A 19,074-nucleotide genomic window follows, 5' to 3' on the forward strand; every position below is an offset into this window, starting at 1 on the left:
CCGCGGCGGAAAGCGACACCGCCGCCCTTCCGCATCACCGCGCGTCGGCGTCGAACATGCGTCGGACGTCCGGCGGCAATGCCGCGAACATCGCCTGCACGAACCGCGTCAGCGCGGCCATCCCCGCCTCGCGATCGGGGGTGAGCGCCGAGACGCGCACGAGCACCGCATCCGGCACGTCGCCCATCAGGTTGGCGCGCGCCACCGCCAGGCGCTGCTGCACCCATGTCTGCGGCATGTCGTTCCCGACCCGCGTCCAATAGAGCAATTGCTCGATCCGGTCGTCCGAACGCGCGGACATCGCGATCGCATCCAGTGCGCCGTTCCCGGGCAAGCGGATCGGCACCACCGCCTTGTCGGCCAGCGAGAAGCCACCGGCGGGGTAGCAATATTCCGGGCGATGGACCTGCAATACGCCAGTCTGCCCGCCGCTCTGCGCGACGAGCAACATGATCGGCAACGCGTCCGGCGCCAGATACACGCGCGTCAGCAGTTGCGAATAGAGCGCTTCGCTCAATTGGTCGGCCGGCGGAATGACCAGCCCGCTCTTGGAATAAAATTGCCACGGTCCGATGACGTTCGGCACCAGCTTCTCGAGCTTGCGATCGCCGAACAGGTCGATGTGGTGATCCGGTACGCGCGCCGCCGCAACCCCCGCGGTCATCAGGAATGCGCCGCCCAGCACCGCCTGCCGGCGGTTGAACAGTGGCTTGCCGTCAGTCGTCATGGCCGTTCCCCAGCGCGCGGCGCAAAGGCGTCGCCAGCCCGTCCAGCGCGAAGATCGTGAGCACCGAAATCAGGAACATCACCAATCCCGCGAAATCGTGCGCGAAGCCCTGCGCCGCGGCATCGCCGAAATAATAGGTGATCAGGATCAGCAAGATGACGCGCACGAAATTTGCGAACACCGCGATCGGCACGATCGTCAGCATCAGCAACGCGGCATAGCGCCAGTTCGCGCGGTGACGGACATAGACGTAGAACAGGCAGATCGCGGTCAGGCTGATGATCGAATTCAGCCCGGCGCAGGCGGCCGCAACCAGCAGGTCGTATTGCGCGATCTGGATCGAGACACCCGAGCTGCCGATCGGATAGCCCAGCGCATACAACAGGTTCACCGCCTGTTCGGAGATCGCGATCTTGATCGGCTGCGTGATGATCGTCACCGCCTGATCCGGCGGCGGGAAGATGAAGCCGAGGTAGAACAGCGGGAACCACAGTTCGCGCAGGACCGCGCCGCCGAACAGCAGATATCCCGCGCCCAGCAACGCACCGTACAGCGCGAAGCCCTCGATCTCGATAATGCCGGTGATCCGCGCCACCAGGTAAGCGATCAGGCAGAGCGCGACGAACGCGCCGCCGAGCAGCGCATTGCCAGCGCTACGCAGCCGCAGCGCAGCAGGCACCTCGCGCCACAGCAGCCACGCGCCGGTCGCCAGCACGAGCGGGCCATGGCCGCCTTGCTCCGTCGACCAGCTGACCTTGGCGACCGTCAGCATGGTCGGCAGAGCGAGCGCCACGATGCCGACGATCAGCAGCCAGGCGGCCGCGGACAGCTTCGGCCACTTGACCGGGCGCGCGCGCCCCCGAACCGGCTCGCGGTCCGCAACCTTCCAGGTTCCGACGGCTTCGTTATTCACCTTGTCCGCTTTCGACGCTCGGGTACGGTCCGAGCTGGCACCGGCGCCCATCCGGCCGCTCCCTGATAGACATCAACGTGCTCCGCTGCAACCAAGGTGCAACGCGCGGCCCGTGGATTCTCGCGGTTGCCTGCCCCTCATGCAGCGCCTTCCTCAAGGTCCGGTAAACTGTGCACATGGCATGGCGGCGGACGATGGCACCGCCTAGAGGCGGGGCGGGCAAGCGGAAGGATCGGGCGTGTCGGCTTTGGGAGTAATCGCGACGGTCGTGGCGGCGGCGCTGGCCGCGCCGCTGATCGTGATGACCGCGACCTTTGCGGTCGAGGTGATCGCCGGGCTGCGCGGGACCGCCCGAACGCGCGGCGTGGCGACCGATTCGTGTCCCGGAACGGTGATCGTGATGCCGGCGCACGACGAGGCCACGATCATTGCCGCCACGCTCGCGCGGTTGATGCCGGAGCTTCCGCCCGCGTGCCGCGTGCTGGTGGTTGCCGACAATTGCGCCGACGATACCGCCGCAATCGCCGCGCAGGGCGGCGCGGAGGTGCTGCGCCGCGACGATCCGGTTCGGCGCGGCAAGGGGTTTGCGCTGGCTTATGCCCGCGACCACCTCGCCGATGCGCCACCGGACGTGGTGATGGTGCTTGATGCCGATGGCTCCACCGACCGCGCATCGATCGCGACGATGGCGCGCGCCGCGACGCAGCGGCCGGTGCAGGCGGTGAACCTCCTCAGCCCCGACCTGTCGGCCGCACCGATGGTGCAGGTGTCGAATTTCGCGTTCGTGATCAAGAACCTGGTCCGCCAGCGCGGCCTTTGGCGGTTGGCGGGGCGCGTGAACCTGACCGGGACCGGGATGGCGTTTCCGTGGGCGGTATTTCGGGATGCGGGGCTGGCGACCGCCGATATCGTCGAGGATCTGGCACTGGGGCTCGAACTGGCGCGGCGCGGGCAGCTGCCTGGATTCGTTGCCGATGCCACGGTGTGGAGCGCGGCGAGCAGCGCGGAGGGGACGCTGAAGCAGCGGACGCGCTGGGAGGGCGGGTTCCTCGCCACGTCGCGGACGCGCGCGTTGCCGGCGATCGGCAACGCGTTGCGATCGAAGGATTTTCGAGCCTTGTGGGCCGGGCTCAGCCTGGCGGTGCCGCCGCTTACGTTGTTGTTGCTGCTCGACATCGCCGGGCTTGTGGTGCTGGGCGGGCTGATGCTGCTGGGTGCGTCCGCGTGGCCGCTCCTGCTGCTCGGGTGCCTGTTGGTCGTCGCGATTAGCGGCCTGGGAATCGCGTGGATGCGCGTGGGGCGGCCATTTCTGTCGGGCGGTGCCGCCATCCGCCTGCCGTTGTACGTGCTGTGGAAAATCCCGCTCTACCTGGGGCTGGCGCGCAAGCGGCCGACCGGCTGGCTACGCGCCGGGCGCTAGCGCACGGCGGCGCTCGATCCGCTTGCCGAGCGCGATCATCGGATGTTCGAGCCGCGTCGTCGACAGGTGCGCGGCGGCGAAGGTGGCGGCGAAGAGCAACGGGCGCTTCGCATAGCGGATCGCCTTGTCGCCGCTGCCCAGCCAGGTCGCGTTGAACAGTTCGTGGAAGACGTAGAGCGCGTAGGAGATGTCGGCGACGTAGCGCGCCGGGCGCGAGGCGAACGCGTCACGCAGCCACGCCGGCGCCGCGACGATCGAGGTACCCACCGCCGCAGCGGCGAAATATGGCCGGAGATAGCCGAGCGCACCGGTGTCGGCATGCGCCGAGGCCAGCGTCAGCACGAACAGCATCAGCGGCAGCCATTGCGGCCACGCGCGCTCGCGGTCGCCGAACCGACCGACGAGCAGCGCCAGCGTCGCGCCGGCGAGGATCTCGTCGACGCGCTGCCAGGTGTAGATGCTGATGACCGCGCCTTGCAGGATGCGCACGATCGTCACCGCGACGCACAGGAGCGGCAGGACGCGCAACCCGCGCGCGCCCGCCAGCGCGACCAGCAGCGCGATGCCGAGGTAGAATTGCACCTCGACGCACAGGCTCCACAGATGCTGACCGCCGTGCATCAGCCGCGTCGGCGGCAGATTGGCGACGAAGAGCAAATTGGCGAGCGCCGTGGCCGCATCGGCGTGGTTCGCGACGACCAGTGCGAGCATCGCCAGCCATGCCAGCGGCAGGATGCGGAACAGCCGCCGGATCAGGAAGGCGCGCACGTCGGGGCGGTGCGCCATGAACTGCGTGATGAGGAAGCCCGACAACGTGAAGAAGATCGCCATGCCGGTGGCCGCCGCCGCGCCGTTCAGCCCCCAGCGCGCCGGGCCGAGCGGCAGCAGATGCCCGGCCATGACGAGGAGGATGCTGAGCGCGCGCCAGCCGTCGAGGATCGCGATCCGCTGCATGAGGGCGGCTTCCATATCAATGTTTGCGCGAGGCGTAACGCCTCCTTAGTAGCGGCTGGCTAACGCTTCGTGAGCGGCCGCCCGGCCGCGACAACAGGCGCACCGGAACAGGGGACGAGAGCCGAATGGCGCGGAATTATCAGTCACGTAAGCGCATCCTGGTGACGGGCGGCGCGGGGTTCCTGGGCTCGCACCTGATCGACCGGCTGCTGGAGCGCGGCGACGAGGTGCTGTGCGTCGACAACCTGTTCACCGGCGCCAAGCGCAACATCGACCACCTGCACGGCAACCCGCGCTTCGAGTTCATGCGCCACGACGTGTGCTTCCCGCTCTACGTCGAGGTCGACGAGATCTACAACCTCGCCTGCCCGGCCTCGCCGATCCATTACCAGTACGATCCGGTGCAGACGACCAAGACCAGCGTGATCGGCGCGATCAACATGCTGGGGCTGGCCAAGCGGCTGAAGTGCAAGATCTTCCAGGCGTCGACCAGCGAGGTCTACGGCGACCCGCACGTCCATCCGCAGAAGGAGGATTATTGGGGCAACGTGAACCCGATCGGGATCCGGTCGTGCTATGACGAGGGCAAGCGCTGCGCCGAGACGCTGTTCTTCGACTATCACCGCCAGATGGGGCTGGACGTGAAGGTCGCGCGGATCTTCAACACCTACGGTCCCAGGATGCACCCGGCGGACGGGCGCGTGGTATCGAACTTCATCATGCAGGCGCTGAAGGGCGAGCCGATCACGCTGTACGGCGACGGATCGCAGACGCGCAGCTTCTGCTACCGCGACGACCTGGTCGAGGGCTTCCTGCGGCTGATGGACACCGCGCCCGGTTTCGCCGGCCCGGTCAACATCGGCAACCCCAACGAATTCACGATCCGCGAGCTTGCCGAGCTGGTGATCGAGCTGACCGGATCGTCGTCGCCGCTGGAATTCCGACCGTTGCCGCAGGACGATCCGATGCAGCGCCAGCCGGATATCGCGGTCGCGCGCGAGACGCTGGGCTGGGAGCCGAAGGTGCAGCTGCGCGAAGGGCTAGAGCGCACGATCGCGTATTTCCGGGATTTCGCAAACTAGGGTCGGTAGGAATTGGGGTCGGCCGCGCCGGGACTTACCCCTCGCCATTCCCGCGCAGGCGGAAATCCAGATACGCTTCGGTCGTTTGTAGGGCCGACGCATCAGAGGGTCTGGATCCCCGCCTCCGCGGGGATGACGTTGGGGCGTGGGGGCCTGCCGTGGGGCACGTGCTTCGACAGGCTCAGCACGAACGGTTCGGGTGATGCCGCCCCACGAGCAGGCGTTGCGTCGCATTGTGGCGGGTGCCGTGCTTCCCGCTTTCGTCATCCCCGCGGAGGCGGGGATGACGAAGGTGTCGACCCCGGTCACCGCGCGGCGGCGATCACCTCGGCGAGGAAGTCGCGATATTGCGCCGCCACCCGCGGCCAGGCGAAATCGGCGGCGCGGGCGACGCCGCGCGGAACCAGCGTCTCGCGACGCGCGATCGCCTCACCCAGCGCCCGTGCCACCGCCGCCGGATCGGACGTGTCGAGCAGCACCGCGTCGTCGCCGACGATCCAGCGCAGCCGGTCCGAATCGTGCCCGACGACCGGCGCGCCGCAGCCCAGCGCCTCGATGAAGACGTTGCCGAACGATTCCTCCTTCGACAGGTGCAGGAACACGTCGGCGGAGCGATAGAGAGCGGGCATTTCGGCCGCCGCCACCGTCAGGCGGCGGAAGCGGCCGGGGAGCAGTTCGCCCGCGAGCCGGTCGACCGCGTCGCGCTCCGGCCCGTCGCCCGCCACCACCAGGTGCGCGCCGGGCAGCTGCGCGACCGCGCGCACGCCATCGGCGACACGCTTCGACGCGATCAGCGCGCTGACCATCAGCACGACCGGTCCCTGTTCGGGCAGGCCGAGCCGCGCGCGTTCGGGCGCGCCCGGCGTGAAGCGGGTCGCGTCGATGCCGTTGGGGATCAGCGAGCAACGCCAGCGGTCGCGGTTGCGCGCGAGATAATCGGGGTTGGTGCACACCAGCCCCTCGCACCCGAAGCTGCGATATTCGGCATCGTCGGATATCGCCGGCCAATCGCCGTTCTGCGTGACGAAGACGTGCGGGGGACGCCGCCCGCCGAGCACCGGGCGGCGCAGCACCCAGTTGGTGAACGGAAAGGAGCAGGTGACGGTGACGTCATGGTCGTGCGGGCGATAGGCGCGCAGCAGACCGGGTGCGAACGTCGCCTCCTCCCACCCCGTTTCGCTGCGCAAGACCGGCACGCGCGGCAGCCGCTCGAGCTTCTCGCGGCGCACCGAGCCTGCGTGGATGAAGCGGTACGGCGTGTCGGCGCGTGGGATACCCGAACCGATCACGGCCACCTGCTCGCCCGCGCGCCCCAGCTCGGTAGCGAGCGACAGCAAGGCGATTTCCGCACCGCGCTCGAAGCGGTGAAATCCGGGCAAGGCGAACAGGATGCGCATCGTCGTTCCTTATCTGGCGCACCTTACCTGTCCGATAACGGCGTGCGGTCCCTCGAATTTAACCGGTGCGATGCTAGAGACGCCCGTACGGATCAAGTCGGCTTGATTCGAAACGCTTGCTGGACGATCCGCTGCCTCGCGCATGACCTTGCCTTCCACCTTTCCACCGACGCGGATCGGCATCGTCGCGATCGGGCGCAACGAGGGCGAGCGGCTGATGCGGTGCCTGCGCGCGCTGGAGGGCAGCGGGGCGCGGGTCGTCTACGTCGATTCGGCGTCGACCGACGGCAGCGCGGCGCGGGCGCGTGACTGGGGCGCGGAGGTCGTCGACCTCGACATGACGCGGCCGTTCACCGCGGCGCGCGCCCGCAACGCCGGGCTGGCGGCGCTGATCGGGGGGGAGCCGGGCGACGTCGAGCTGGTGCAGTTCGTCGACGGCGATTGCGAGCTGGATCCCGCGTGGCTGGGAACCGCGACCGCGTTCCTCGACGCGCACGCCGATGTCGCGGTCGTCTGCGGCCGGCGGCGCGAGCGCTTTCCCGAGGCATCGGTCTACAACCGGCTGTGCGACATGGAATGGGACACGCCGGTCGGCGAGGCGGCGGCGTGCGGCGGCGACGCGCTGATGCGTGCCGCAGCCGTGCGCGCGGCAGGCGGGTTTAGCGACACGCTGACCGCCGGGGAGGAACCCGAGCTGTGTGCGCGGCTGCGTGCCGCAGGCTGGCGGGTGTGGCGGATCGATGCCGAGATGACGCGCCACGACGCGGCGATGCTGCGCTTCGGGCAATGGTGGTGGCGCGCGGTGCGCGGCGGGTTCGGCTATGCGCAGGCCGGCGACGCGACCGCGACGCTGCCGCAGCCGCTGTACCGCGCCGAGGTGCGCCGCGCCGCCTTCTGGGCGGGCGTGCTACCGTTCGTGGCGGTGGTGCTGGCGATGCTGATCCATCCGGCGTTCCTGTTGCTGCCGGTCGCCGCGTTCGCGGCGCAGGTGGTGCGGATGGCGCTGCGCGGAGGCCGCCCACGCGGGATGGCGTGGCGCCATGCATTCTTCACGATGCTGGCCAAGGTACCCGAATTGCAGGGCGTGATCCGATACCGCCGCGCGCGGCAGGCCACATCGGCGATCACCTACAAATGACATCGTCCCGCCCCGCCCCCGCGCCGGTGAACCAGCGCATCGCCTATGTCGTCAGCCAGTATCCGGCGTCGTCGCACACCTTCATCCGGCGCGAGGTCGACAGCCTGCGCCGCCACGGCGTCGACCTGCGCACCTACAGCATCCGCAAGCCCGCGCCCGCCGAGCTGAAGGCGCCCGAGGACCGGGCATCGTTCGCGGAGACCCGCTTCGTGCTGCCGCTGGGCATGGGCGCGTTGCTCGCGGCACATGTCGGCGCGCTGGCGACGCGGCCGCTGGCGTGGGCCGGGCTGCTGCGGCTGGCGTTGCGCCACCGCGCGCCGGGGGCGAAGGCGATGTTGTGGGCGCTGTTCCATTTCGCGGAGGCGGTGGTGCTGGCGCGGATGCTGCGCGCGGACGGCATCACCCATGTCCACAACCATTTCGCCAATGCCGGCGCGACGGTGGGGATGATGGCGGCGCGATTCGCGGGGCTGCCGTGGAGCCTGACGCTGCACGGCATTTCGGAGACCGACTATCCCGCCGGGCTGACGCTGGGCGCGAAGCTGGAGGCGGCCGAGTTCGCCGCCTGCGTCTCGTGGTTCGGGCGCGCGCAGGCGATGCGCGTGACCGCGCCCGCGCACTGGCACAAGTTCACGGTGGTGCGCTGCGGGCTCGACCTGCCCGCGCTGCCCGCCGCGCCGGCGCGCGAAGGGCCGCGGCGCGAGATCGTGTGCGTCGCGCGGCTGTCGCCGGAGAAGGGGCATCTGGGGCTGCTGGAGGCGATCGCACCGCTGGACGCGACGCTGACGCTGGTCGGCGACGGGCCGATGCTGGCGGAGATCGAGGCGGCGGTGGCGGCGGCGGGGCTGACGGCGCGCGTGCGCTTTGCCGGGCGGCTCGACGAGGCGGCGACGCTGGCGGCGATCGCGCGGGCCGACCTGCTCGTGCTGCCGAGCTTCATGGAAGGGCTGCCGATCGTGCTGATGGAGGCGATGGCGATCGGCGTGCCGGTGATCGGCAGCCGTGTGGCGGGCGTGCCCGAGCTGATCGAGGACGGGGTCGAGGGGCTGCTGTTCCGCCCCGGCGACTGGGCCGACCTGCGCCGCGCGATCGCGCGCGTGCTGGACGAGCCGGGGCTCGGCGAACGGCTGGCGGCGGCGGCGCGCGCGAAGGTGCATGGCGAGTTCGATATCCGGGCGGCGGTGCGGCCGCTCGCGCGGCGGTTCGGCAGGGATTGAGACGATGCTCTTCGACCATTTCGACCAGGTGCGGATCATCAACCTGCCGCATCGCGCCGACCGCCGCGCGCAGATGCAAGGCGAGCTGCGCCGGATCGGTGCCGGGGGCGACGCGCGGGTCGCGTTCTTCGCGGCATGCCGCTTCGACCAGCCGGGGACGTTCGACTCGATCGGCGCGCGCGGCTGCTACCACAGCCACCTGGCGATCCTGGAGGAGGCCGCGGCCGGGGGGCACAGCGTGCTGATCCTGGAGGACGACGCCGACTTCACCCCGGCGGCGCGCGGCACGGTGCTGCCCGCCGGCTGGCAGATCTTCTACGGCGGCTATCACGCCGCGCGGCCCGACGACCTGCACAACAGCGACATCGCGGGATCGCACGTCATGGGGTTCAGCGCCGATCTGGTGCCGGTGATGGTCGCGTATCTGCGCGGGCTGCTCGACCTCGACGACCATCCGCCGGTCGACGGCGCCTATGTCTGGTTCCGGCGCGCGCATCCGGAGGTGGCGACGCATTTCGCGGTCCCGCCGATCGCGACGCAGCGCCCGTCGCGCACCGACATCGCCCGCTTGCGCTTCTTCGATCGCTGGCCCGGCTTGCGCGAGGGCGTGGGGGTCGCGCGCAATGCCAAACGGTTCGCCGCGCGCCACCCGCGCCGCGCGCTGACGCTGGGTGCGGTGGGTGCCGTCGCGGCGGCCGCGGTGGCGTTGGCGCTGGCATGAAGTGGATCGCGCTCCTCGCGGTGCTCGCGCTGCTGCCGGTCGCGATCGGCTGGCTGCGCGCCAACCCGCGCAAGCTGCCGCAGGTGATGTTCGCGCTGGGCGTGTTGCAGTTCGTGGCCGGGCTGCTCCACATGTACGTGGCCCCGATCTCCTGGGCCTATTGGCCGGGGTTCAACAAGGGGCTGGAGGTGTCGATCGTCGACGCCATCGCGATCGCGCTGATCGCCTCCGCCCCGGCGGGCGTGCGCATCGCGCACCTGCGCTGGCCGATCGTGCTGTACATGCTGTGCGTGCTGCTGAGCGCGACGCAGACCGACGTGCCGTTGCCGACGCTGTTCTATGCCTGGCAGCTGGGACGCGTGATCCTGCTGGTCACCGCGGTGGCGATCGCCTGCCGCGACCCGCGCGTGCCGACCGCGCTGATCCGCGGGCTGATCGTTGGGCTGGCGTTCCAGGCGGTCATGTCGATCGTCGACCGTGCGCAGGGCGCGCTGCAGGCGGCGGGCACGTTCGGGCACCAGAACACGCTGGGCATGATCACGCACTTCGTCGTCTTTCCGTCGCTGGCGGTATTGCTGGCGACGAAGAAGGAGAAGTGGATGTGGCTGGGCCCGGTGGCGGGCGCGATCATCGCGATCCTCGCCGCCTCGCGCGCCACGCTGGGGCTGGCGGGGGCGGGCGTCGTCCTGTTGCTGTTCCTGTCGCTGGTCCGGCGTCCGACCGCGCGCAAGCGCGGGGTCGCCGCGATGGGCATCATCGGGCTGGCGATCGCCGCGCCGCTGGCGATGACGACGCTGAGCGAGCGGTTCAAGGAAATCCCGCTCGGCGGCTATGACGAGCGCGCCGCGTTCGAGCGCGCGGCCTGGGCGATGGTCCACGACCATCCGTTCGGTGTCGGATCGAACCACTATGTGATCGTCGCCAACACCAAGGGCTATTCGAACCGCGCCGGGGTGATCCCGACCTTCGGCAGCCGCAGCGCGCACGTCCACAACGCCTATCTGCTCAACGCCGCCGAGACCGGCTACATCGGGCTGGTGGCGTTCGTCCTGATGCTGGTCTGGCCGATCGTCGCGGCGCTGCGCTGCGCCTGGCGGTTCCGGCGCGATCCGCGCGGCGAGCTGCTGCTCGGCCTTGCCACCGCGCTGATCGTCGTCGCACTTCATTCCAAATACGAATGGATCTTCGTCACCACCGGGCTGGAATATTTCTACGCCATCGCGGTCGGGCTGATCGCCGCCATCGCGCAGCAGATGGGCTATTGGGCGCCGAAGCGCCGCAAGCAGCCGGTGCGTCGCCGTGACGCCGACGACGCTTCCGAGGCCGACGGCGACGCCCCGGTCGCTGTGCCCGCCGGAGCGTGAGCGGGGCGATGTTTACCGCGGCGTAACCATGCCGCTTCACCGACACCTAACCAGCCGCGGTTAGAAAGAGCCATCCCCGCCGGGCCCGCCCCGGCATCCAGGGCATGGAGCTCTCGCATGACGTCGCTGCTGCGCTACGCGGCACCGGGCACGCTGTCGCGTCGCACCGGCCGAACCCTCACGCAACTGGCCGGTGCGCTGGCGCTCGCCTCGTGCGGCGGCGGCAGCGGTGGCGGCGGCGCGGCGGCGCCGACCGCGGCCACGCCGGTTGCGATCGCGCCGGCCGCCAGCCCGACGCCCGCCCCGGCGCCGGCCCCCACGCCGACCCCGGCACCGTCGCCGGTCAGCGCGGGCAGCCTGTCGGCGGCGACCGATTATTCGCAGGTCGCCAGCAACTTCGACATGAACGCCGAGCTGGTTCCGTCATGGGGCACCGGCGAGATCCCGGCGAGCGCCGCACCCGACACCGACGGCGCGTTCCGCTTCATCTGCAATCCGAGCCACGAGCTGCGCGACGACCCGGTCGTCTTTCCCGGCCAGCCGGGCAAGTCGCACCTGCACCAGTTTTTCGGCAACACGCTGGCGAACGGCAATTCGACCTATCAGAGCCTGCGCACGAGCGGTGCCAGCACCTGCAACAGCCCGCTGAACCGCAGCGCCTATTGGATGCCCGCGATGCTGAACGGCAAGGGCGGCGTCGTGCGTCCCGACTTCATCAGCATCTATTACAAGCGGCGCCCGCAGAACGATCCGGAATGCCAGCGGATGGGCAAGGCGTGCGTCGACCTGCCGCGCGGGCTGCGCTTCGTCTTCGGCTACGACATGCTGAACGGCACGCCGAAGACCGGTGCGGGCTATTACAATTGCCAGGGTCCGACCGCCAAGTCGGGACATTACGTCGACATCGTCGAGGCGGCGAAGAACTGCACGGTCGGCAACCAGCTCGGCGCGGTCATCAGCGCACCCAATTGCTGGGACGGCAAGAACCTCGACAGCGCCGACCATCGCGCGCACGTCGCCTATACCAGCTACGGCGACTGGGGCTATCCGCGCTGCCCCGACACGCACCCGTATGTGATCCCGACGTTCACGATGGGCGTGTGGTATACCGTCGATGCCGACCTCGACACGTCGGGCAGCTGGGATCGCAGCACCTCGACCTGGCACCTGGCGTCAGACGAAATGCCGGGGATGCCGATGATGCGGCCGGGCAGCACCTTCCACGCCGACTGGTTCGGCGCGTGGGACGACACGGTGATGCGGATGTGGACCGACCATTGCATCAACAAGCTGCTGAATTGCAGCGGCGGCGACCTGGGCAACGGCAAGCAGCTGAAGATGTTTGCAGGCTTCAGCTGGACCGCGAAGCCGCACGTCGTGCCGGTGCCGAACTGACGCGGCGGCGGCCCGGCCCGGCAGACGCGCGATCAGATCATCAGCGCGGCGGGCACGAGCCAGAGAATGCCCGCGAGTGCCAGACCCGTCGCGATCCCGCGCGCCGCCGACAGCGGATCGGCGACCTCCGCAATCCACGGGCCGACCATTCCGAAGCGATCGAAGACCAGGGGCACGCCGCTTAAAGAATAAGGTTCCATGTGATTGCTGCGCACTCGGCCCCTCTCCCCTGCGCTTACGTGCCGAAACCGTCCCGGTTCGGCACACAAACTTGATAATTGATGAACGAAACGCGGCGGCAAAGTTTCCGTGACGAAAAATGTCGGCGCGTTAACTCGCTGGTAGCCCTGCTCCAGCTAACCCATTCACGCTCAACGAAAGGCGCGGCGATGCTGCTTCCGGCGATACTGCTACCCAGCGATTCCGACGATCGCCGCTCCGCCGAGCGGCAGACGATCAATCAACCCTCCACGCTGCGCGACGAGCGCGCGCGGGCCTCGGACGTGTATGTCCGCGACCTGTCCGAAACCGGGTTCAGCGTCGCGACCGATTCGCGGCTAGAGATCGGCAGCATGGTGACGATCGGCCTGCCGGGTCGCGGCCGCGCCGATGCGCGCGTCGTGCGGCAGGTGAACGGCGGCTATGGTTGCGAATTCGTCGACGCGCTGGGCCGTGCCGACATCATGCAGACCTTCCGCGGCGGCACCGTGATCCACATGACCACGACCGCGCCGGTCAGCCCGGCGCTGCCCGACCCGGAGATCAAGCGTTATCCGGGCGCGGTGCGCGTCGGCGTGATCGTCGGCGGGTCCGCGCTGCTGTGGGGCGGAATCATCAAGGCGATCGCCGGCCTGCTCTGAGCGGCGCGCGCGCCGCCGGTTTGCTGCAACCTTTGTCCCGGAACGGGACAGCGCTGGCTTGGCGCTTCGTCACGCTCGACCGCTACTCCTGACAGCTGCCTTATGCCGCTCGGCGCCGGTGCCGAGCGGCCGAACGCCGTTCGCCGTCCCCCGACGAGCATCGTTTCCCGAGCGCCTTCTTCGAGCTTCACCGAGCCCCTCGCGGCGCCGCCAGGCCAGAGGCGCGGTGGAACCCTGCGGTTAACGGCAAGTTAGGGAAGCCACGACAGGCCGCCGTTATCGAGGGTTAAAACGAGGAAACTGTGACTTTCTTCCGGTTTCCATTTTTTGCGAATCGATCTATTTATTGCATTGCAGCGAAGCGTCAGGGAGCGAACCCGTGCATGAAGCGACCATCATGGCCGCGCCGGAACGGACCGGCGTAGCGAACCAGGTGACCGACTCGGCGCGGTGGCAGCGGCTGGACGATATCGCCAGCCGCGTGCTCGACGTGACGCTGGCGGTGATCGCGCTGGTGATCCTGGCGCCGCTGATGGCGATCGTCGCGGCCGTCATCTACATCCTCGATCCCGGCCCGGTGATCTTCGCGCACCAGCGGATCGGCCGTGGCGGGCGCTCGTTCCCGTGCCTGAAGTTCCGCAGCATGGTGGTCGACGCCGATGCGCGGCTGCGCGACCTGCTGGAGCGCAGCCCCGAGGCGCGCGCCGAGTGGGAGCGCGACCACAAGCTGCGCGACGATCCGCGCGTGATCGGCATCGGCCGTTTCCTGCGCAAGACCAGCCTCGACGAGTTGCCGCAGCTGTGGAACGTCGTGCGCGGCGACATGAGCCTGGTCGGTCCGCGTCCGATCGTGGTCGGCGAGATCGGGCGGTATGGCCGGTACTTCGAACATTATTGCGCGGTGCGCCCGGGCATCACCGGATTGTGGCAGGTCGGCGGCCGCAACGACGTATCGTACCGCCGCCGCGTCGCCTATGACGTGACCTACAGCCGCGCGCGGTCGTGCGCGATGAACGTGAAGATCATCGCCTATACCGTGCCGAGCGTGCTGTTCCAGCGCGGCTCCTACTGACGCACTTTGCCGCCGCGCCTCGTCGCGGCGACCTCACGCACCGCGCAGTTTGTTGCGCACCGCTTCCAGTTCGTGCGCCACGCGGGCGTGCTCGGCGGTCGCCATCGCCAGCATGCGGGCGTTCAGCGCGTTGAGCGTGCGGCTGGCGCGCGCGGACGCGCCGGTGGCGCGCGCGGCCTCGATCTTCAGCATCTTCGTCTGCGCGTCGAGTGCGGCCAGCGCCGCGGCATCGTGCCGCTGCTCCGCGGCTTCGCGCTGCGCATAGGCCTGATCGAGCTTCAGCGCGGCGACGGTGCGCTGCGCCTCGTGAAGGTCGCGATCGGCGCGTGCCTCGTCCATCCGGCGGATCACCGCGTCGCGGCCCGCCGCCGCGGCACCGCGGTCCGCGACCAGCCGGCGCTGCGCGGCGGCCAGTTCGGCGGCGATCGCGGGATCGGCGCGGCGCACCGCCAGCGCGCGTGGCAGCGCGATCGCGGGCGCACCGCTCGCCTCGGCCGTCCATAGCGCTTCCTGCACCAGCAAGCGGTCGGCGGCGACGCCGGCCACCGGCTGCGGCGTGCGCGCGGTGCATGCGATGGCGGCGACGCCGCCCAGCCCGAACAGCCCGGCGAACCCGACCGCACGGCGCAGCGCCGCTGCCGCATCGTCGTTCAGGCTACGCTGCCGCTTGCTCGTCGCTTCCATGATGGCGCCCGTCCTCGGTCATTGTCGTCGTCGCGGATCATGACGCACAAGCGTTAAGATCGCGTAAGCCATTATGGCGCCAGTCTTTCGGGCCGTTACGCGAGTAAAACAATTCGTATCGAGCCAATTAACCTCGTCTTTAGCCGCTGTCCGTAAGTGCTGCGTCATCCGCCGATCGGGCGGTGACGGTTCGGATTCGGGCAGACCAGCGTGGCGATCTTGCGGTTACGTTCACAACTTCTTCTGGCGACCGCCTCGCTCGCGCTGGCGAGCTGCGGCGGCGGCGGTGGTGGCAGCGGCGGCGGCACGTCGTCGACCGCGCCGGTCGTCGTCGTGCCCGCGCCGACCCCGACGCCCGCCGCGACGCCGACCCCGTCGGTCGGCTCGGGCAGCGCCGCGCCCGGCCTCTCCCCCAGCCCGACACCGTCACCGACGGACGGCGGAATCGTGATCGTCGCGCCCACCCCGGTACCGACCCCGACGCCCGTGCCGACCGCGACGCCGACTCCGGCGCCTGCCGCCACGCCGGCGCCGACGCCCGCCCCCGCGCCGACGCCGACGCCTACCCCGGTGCCCACGCCTACCCCGGTGCCGGTCGTGCGCCCCACCCCGACGCCCACGCCGGTGCCGACCCCGACGCCGACCGCGTCCCCGTCGCCGCTCGCCCCGGCGCCGACGCCCACCCCGACACCGACCCCCGTCGTTGTCCCGGAACCGACGCCGACGCCGACGCCGACGCCTACCAGCGTCGCGCCGACACCCACGCCCACGCCCTCTCCGGTCGTCGCGCCCGATCCGCAGCCGACGCCGACGCCGGCCATCGAGCTGCCGGAGGAAAGCGCGCCGACCGACGGCTTCGCCTACCTCGCGGCGCGTGCCAGCGAGCTGGCGAGCGCGATCGTCGATGCCTTCTGGAAGATGATCGCGCTGTTCACCGCCAACGGCGACTCGGTTCCGTGGACGGCGGGGCTGACCGCGTTCAACCAGCCGGTCACGACGGCGGGCGGCGCGGCGGCGGTGCCGGTCGACGTGCTGCGGCTGGCGCGCCAGGCGTCGTTCGGCCCGACCCCGCAGCTCGTCTCGCGCATCACCGCGCTCGGCATCCCCGGCTGGATCGACGAGCAGTTCCGCGTGCGTGGCAGCACCTACAGCGATCTCGTCAAATGGGTGCCGAACGATTATTGCACCGGCCGCGGGGTCGCGAACTGCTGGCAGGTGAACCACACCCGCATCCCGGTCGCGGCACGCTTCTACGCCAATGCCACGCTCGCGCCCGATCAGCTGCGGCAGCGGGTGGCGTTCGCGCTGTCGCAGATCATGGTGCTCTCCGGCGCGACGGTCGGCAACACCGCCGGCATCGCCTCCTTCGAGCAATTGCTGCTCGACGGCGCGTTCGGCAATTACCGCGACCTGCTCGGCAAGGTGACGATGAACGGGTCGATGGGGCTGTACCTGTCGATGGCGGGCAGCGTCCGCGCCGCTCCGTCCGAGAATTACGCGCGCGAGATGCTGCAGCTGTTCACGATGGGGCCGATGCAGCTCAACGCGGACGGAACGCCGGTGCTGGCCGCCAACGGCGCATTGGTGCCCAATTACACGCCCGACGACATCAAGGGCGTGTCGCGCGCGCTGACCGGCTGGGTCTACGCCACCAGCGGCGGGCGGACCGACTGGACCGGCAACGACTATACGCTGCCGATGGTCCAGCGCAGCGGCAACTGGGCCTATGACAGCCAGGCGAAATCCTTCTTCGGCGTCACCGTGCCCGCGGGCGCGGCACCCGCCGACAGCGTGCGGATCGCGCTGGACGCCGCGTTCAACCATCCCAGCACGCCGCCGCGCATCGCCAAGCTGCTGATCCAGAATCTGGTGAAGTCGAACCCCTCGCCCGGCTATGTCGCGCGGATCGGCGCGGTGTTCGTCGACAACGGCAAGGGCGTGCGCGGCGACCTGAAGGCCGTGGTGCGCGCGATCCTGCTCGACCCCGAGGCGCGCGGCGCCGAACCGGGCAGCGGCGGCGTCGGCAAGGTGAAGGAGCCGGTGCTGGTGATGACCGGCATCCTGCGCGCGCTGGGCGTGCAGACCGACGGGATCAGCGGGACGTTGCGCGACACCGCGGTCGGCCAGCCGGTGTTCCAGGCGCCGTCGGTCTTCAACTTCTATCCGTTCGACTATCCGCTGGCGCGCAGCAACGGGCTGGTCAGCCCGGGATCGAAGCTGCTGTCGGCGGGCGGCAGCACGGCGCTCCAGAACCTCGTCTACGATTGGACGATGGGCGGGAACGCCAATCGCGGCGACTGGAACTTCAACAACAACCTCGACACCTTCACCGGCACGGTGCCGCTGTGGAGCGGCTGGGAGGCGATCGCAGGAGATACCGACCGGCTGGTGGCGGTCGTGAACCTGCTGATGCTGAACAACTCCGCGACGGAGGCGCAGAAACAGGCGCTGCGCAATGCCGCGCTGTCGATCACCAGCCGCGACCCGCAGATCCAGGCACGCCGCCGGGCGCAGGCCTTGCTCTACATCGCCGCGTCCAGCCCCAATTTCCTCGTCGATCGCTGAGGACCTATCCAAATGACCTCGATTTCCCGCCGTCACTTCCATCACATGGCGATGAGCGCCGGCGCGGCCGCCGCGCTCGGCATGTTCGGCCGCGGCGTCGCGTATGGCGCGCCCGGCAGCGGCTTTCGCGCGATGGTCGGCGTGTTCCTGTTCGGCGGCAACGACGGCTGGAACATGCTGGTCCCCACCGATCCGGCCGCCTATTCGGCCTATGTCGCCTCGCGCCAGACGGTGGCCCTGCCGCCGTCGGCGGTCGTGCCGCTGGCGGGTAGCGGGCTGGGGCTGCACCAGGCGATGGCGAGCCTGGCACCGATCTGGGACGCGGGCGCGATGGCGCTGGTGCTCAACGCCGGCACGTTGGCGGCGCCGCTGACCAAGGCGACCTTCGTCAGCCGCCCCGACCTGCGCCCGTCGAACCTGATGAGCCATTCCGACGAGCAGGAGCATTGGCAGGGCCTGCGCGCGCAGGGCGTGAACCGCGACGGCTTCATGGGCCGGCTGCACGACCGCATGGGCGCGGGCAGCGGGGTGCCGCCGGTGATCTCGTTCGCGGGCAACAACGTCGCGCTGATCGGGCAGCAGGCGCAGCCGCTGGTCCTGCCGTCGCGGACCGTGCTGACGCGCGCCGACAGCGGCAATCCCGCGATCGAGGCGGCGGTGAGCAGCTTCGCCGGCGGCACCGGCCTGGGCGACGACGTGACGCAGTCGACGGCCGAGACGCTGAAGGACGCCTATGCGATGACCGCGGCGACCAGCGCGGTGCTGAGCGCGACCGGCAGCGTCGAGGCGTTCTTCGTCAACCCGTCGACCGGCGCGGCGCTGACGTCCGAAGTGGCGATGCAGCTGAAGCGCGTCGCGCGGATGATCGAGGCGCGATCGACCTTCGGGCACGGCCGCCAGTCGTTCTTCGTGTCGCAGGGCGGGTACGATACCCACGACAACCAGGTGACGGGCGGCAACGTCGCTGCGGGCACGCACGCGAACCTGCTCGGCGACCTCGCGCTGGCGCTGGCCGCCTTCTACAAGGCGATGCAGTCGCTGGGCCTGCAGGACAATGTCACGACGTTCACGATGAGCGACTTCGGCCGCACGTACCGCGGCAATGCGCAGTTCGGCAGCGACCATGCGTGGGGCAACAACCACCTGGTGATCGGCGGCGGGGTGACGCCCAAGGGCGTCTTCGGTCGCTACCCCGACCCCACGCTGGGCGGCGCCGACGATATCAGCAACGAGGGCCGCTTCCTGCCGACGATGGCGCAGGAGGAATATCTCGGCGCGATCCTGAAGTGGCACGGCGTCGCCGACGGCGACATGCCGTATGTCGTGCCGAACTGGGGCACCTGGTCTACCAACGGACGCGGGCCGATCGGGCTGTACGGCTAAGTCTCTGTAATAAAGCACCCCGCGTCGCCGAATGTTGCGAATGTTGAGACGATGGCACGGTTTTTCACAGCCCTCCTCCGGCCCGCGGGCAGGATAGTCGCCGGCACGCATGTAGGACAGCGCCGCATTTGTCGCTCCGGACAGCTGCGCGTATAAGCACGCAGCCTGCTGGAGATCGTCCG

The 19,074-nt window shown here is 69.7% G+C and carries 18 protein-coding genes; 11 read left to right on the forward strand and 7 right to left on the reverse strand.

Annotation, left to right across the window (positions count from 1 at the left end; translation table 11 throughout):
* Positions 1-34: 34 nt before the first annotated feature.
* On the reverse strand, positions 35-727 hold the full coding sequence (gene epsI, locus J2Y58_RS09035) for an exosortase-associated protein EpsI, V-type (protein ID WP_310101782.1): 693 nt from the start codon (positions 725-727) through the stop codon (positions 35-37).
* On the reverse strand, positions 717-1,640 hold the full coding sequence (xrtV, locus tag J2Y58_RS09040; RefSeq protein WP_310101785.1) for an exosortase V: 924 nt from the start codon (positions 1,638-1,640) through the stop codon (positions 717-719). Before xrtV ends, epsI begins: the two co-directional genes overlap by 11 nt.
* A 238-nt stretch (positions 1,641-1,878) precedes the next feature.
* Here xrtV and J2Y58_RS09045 point away from each other — a divergent pair, with 238 nt between their 5' ends.
* Complete coding sequence (locus tag J2Y58_RS09045; protein ID WP_310101788.1) at positions 1,879-3,060, forward strand: glycosyltransferase family 2 protein; 1,182 nt, start codon at positions 1,879-1,881, stop codon at positions 3,058-3,060.
* Here the strand turns inward: J2Y58_RS09045 and J2Y58_RS09050 are convergent.
* On the reverse strand, positions 3,043-4,014 hold the full coding sequence (locus tag J2Y58_RS09050) for an acyltransferase (protein WP_310101794.1): 972 nt from the start codon (positions 4,012-4,014) through the stop codon (positions 3,043-3,045). The genes J2Y58_RS09045 and J2Y58_RS09050 overlap by 18 nt on opposite strands.
* A gap of 125 nt (positions 4,015-4,139) precedes the next feature.
* Here J2Y58_RS09050 and J2Y58_RS09055 point away from each other — a divergent pair, with 125 nt between their 5' ends.
* Positions 4,140-5,096 carry an SDR family oxidoreductase gene (locus tag J2Y58_RS09055; RefSeq protein WP_310101798.1) on the forward strand — a complete coding sequence of 319 codons (957 nt, stop codon included), beginning with the start codon at positions 4,140-4,142 and terminating at the stop codon, positions 5,094-5,096.
* 305 nt (positions 5,097-5,401) lie between these two features.
* Here J2Y58_RS09055 and J2Y58_RS09060 read toward each other — a convergent pair whose 3' ends face one another.
* Complete coding sequence (locus J2Y58_RS09060; protein WP_310101801.1) at positions 5,402-6,493, reverse strand: glycosyltransferase family 4 protein; 1,092 nt, start codon at positions 6,491-6,493, stop codon at positions 5,402-5,404.
* A gap of 142 nt (positions 6,494-6,635) precedes the next feature.
* Between J2Y58_RS09060 and J2Y58_RS09065 the strand changes: the two genes are divergently transcribed.
* The 5 genes from J2Y58_RS09065 (at position 6,636) to J2Y58_RS09085 (ending at position 12,328) form a co-directional block, all read left to right on the forward strand.
* Entirely contained in the window at positions 6,636-7,631 is a 996-nt protein-coding gene (locus J2Y58_RS09065; RefSeq protein ID WP_310101803.1) for a glycosyltransferase, read from the forward strand.
* Entirely contained in the window at positions 7,628-8,848 is a 1,221-nt protein-coding gene (locus J2Y58_RS09070) for a glycosyltransferase family 4 protein (protein WP_310101804.1), read from the forward strand. The genes J2Y58_RS09065 and J2Y58_RS09070 overlap by 4 nt, the downstream gene beginning before the upstream one ends.
* Positions 8,849-8,852: 4 nt before the next feature.
* Positions 8,853-9,569, forward strand: a complete 717-nt coding sequence (locus tag J2Y58_RS09075; RefSeq protein ID WP_310101807.1) for a hypothetical protein — start codon at positions 8,853-8,855, stop codon at positions 9,567-9,569.
* Positions 9,566-10,933 carry an O-antigen ligase family protein gene (locus J2Y58_RS09080; protein ID WP_310101810.1) on the forward strand — a complete coding sequence of 456 codons (1,368 nt, stop codon included), beginning with the start codon at positions 9,566-9,568 and terminating at the stop codon, positions 10,931-10,933. Before J2Y58_RS09075 ends, J2Y58_RS09080 begins: the two co-directional genes overlap by 4 nt.
* Before the next feature lie 117 nt (positions 10,934-11,050).
* Positions 11,051-12,328 carry a DUF1996 domain-containing protein gene (locus J2Y58_RS09085; RefSeq protein WP_310101813.1) on the forward strand — a complete coding sequence of 426 codons (1,278 nt, stop codon included), beginning with the start codon at positions 11,051-11,053 and terminating at the stop codon, positions 12,326-12,328.
* A 32-nt stretch (positions 12,329-12,360) separates the two neighbouring features.
* Here J2Y58_RS09085 and J2Y58_RS09090 read toward each other — a convergent pair whose 3' ends face one another.
* Positions 12,361-12,504 carry a hypothetical protein gene (locus J2Y58_RS09090; protein ID WP_310101816.1) on the reverse strand — a complete coding sequence of 48 codons (144 nt, stop codon included), beginning with the start codon at positions 12,502-12,504 and terminating at the stop codon, positions 12,361-12,363.
* A gap of 213 nt (positions 12,505-12,717) precedes the next feature.
* Between J2Y58_RS09090 and J2Y58_RS09095 the strand changes: the two genes are divergently transcribed.
* Positions 12,718-13,188: a PilZ domain-containing protein gene (locus J2Y58_RS09095; RefSeq protein ID WP_310101819.1), complete on the forward strand. Its 471-nt coding sequence runs from the start codon at positions 12,718-12,720 to the stop codon at positions 13,186-13,188.
* A 379-nt stretch (positions 13,189-13,567) separates the two neighbouring features.
* Positions 13,568-14,260: a sugar transferase gene (locus J2Y58_RS09100; protein WP_310101822.1), complete on the forward strand. Its 693-nt coding sequence runs from the start codon at positions 13,568-13,570 to the stop codon at positions 14,258-14,260.
* 33 nt (positions 14,261-14,293) lie between these two features.
* Here J2Y58_RS09100 and J2Y58_RS09105 read toward each other — a convergent pair whose 3' ends face one another.
* On the reverse strand, positions 14,294-14,944 hold the full coding sequence (locus J2Y58_RS09105; protein ID WP_310101825.1) for a hypothetical protein: 651 nt from the start codon (positions 14,942-14,944) through the stop codon (positions 14,294-14,296).
* A 164-nt stretch (positions 14,945-15,108) separates the two neighbouring features.
* The gene (locus J2Y58_RS09110) at positions 15,109-15,522 is read right to left on the reverse strand and encodes a hypothetical protein (protein WP_310101828.1); all 414 of its coding nucleotides are present in this window, start codon (positions 15,520-15,522) and stop codon (positions 15,109-15,111) included.
* Between J2Y58_RS09110 and J2Y58_RS09115 the strand changes: the two genes are divergently transcribed.
* Positions 15,515-17,509, forward strand: a complete 1,995-nt coding sequence (locus tag J2Y58_RS09115; RefSeq protein ID WP_310101830.1) for a DUF1800 family protein — start codon at positions 15,515-15,517, stop codon at positions 17,507-17,509. The genes J2Y58_RS09110 and J2Y58_RS09115 overlap by 8 nt on opposite strands.
* A gap of 12 nt (positions 17,510-17,521) precedes the next feature.
* Entirely contained in the window at positions 17,522-18,892 is a 1,371-nt protein-coding gene (locus J2Y58_RS09120) for a DUF1501 domain-containing protein (RefSeq protein ID WP_310101833.1), read from the forward strand.
* The last annotated feature ends 182 nt before the right edge of the window (positions 18,893-19,074 follow it).

Source organism: Sphingomonas sp. BE138 (genome assembly GCF_031456125.1).
GTDB lineage: Bacteria > Pseudomonadota > Alphaproteobacteria > Sphingomonadales > Sphingomonadaceae > Sphingomonas.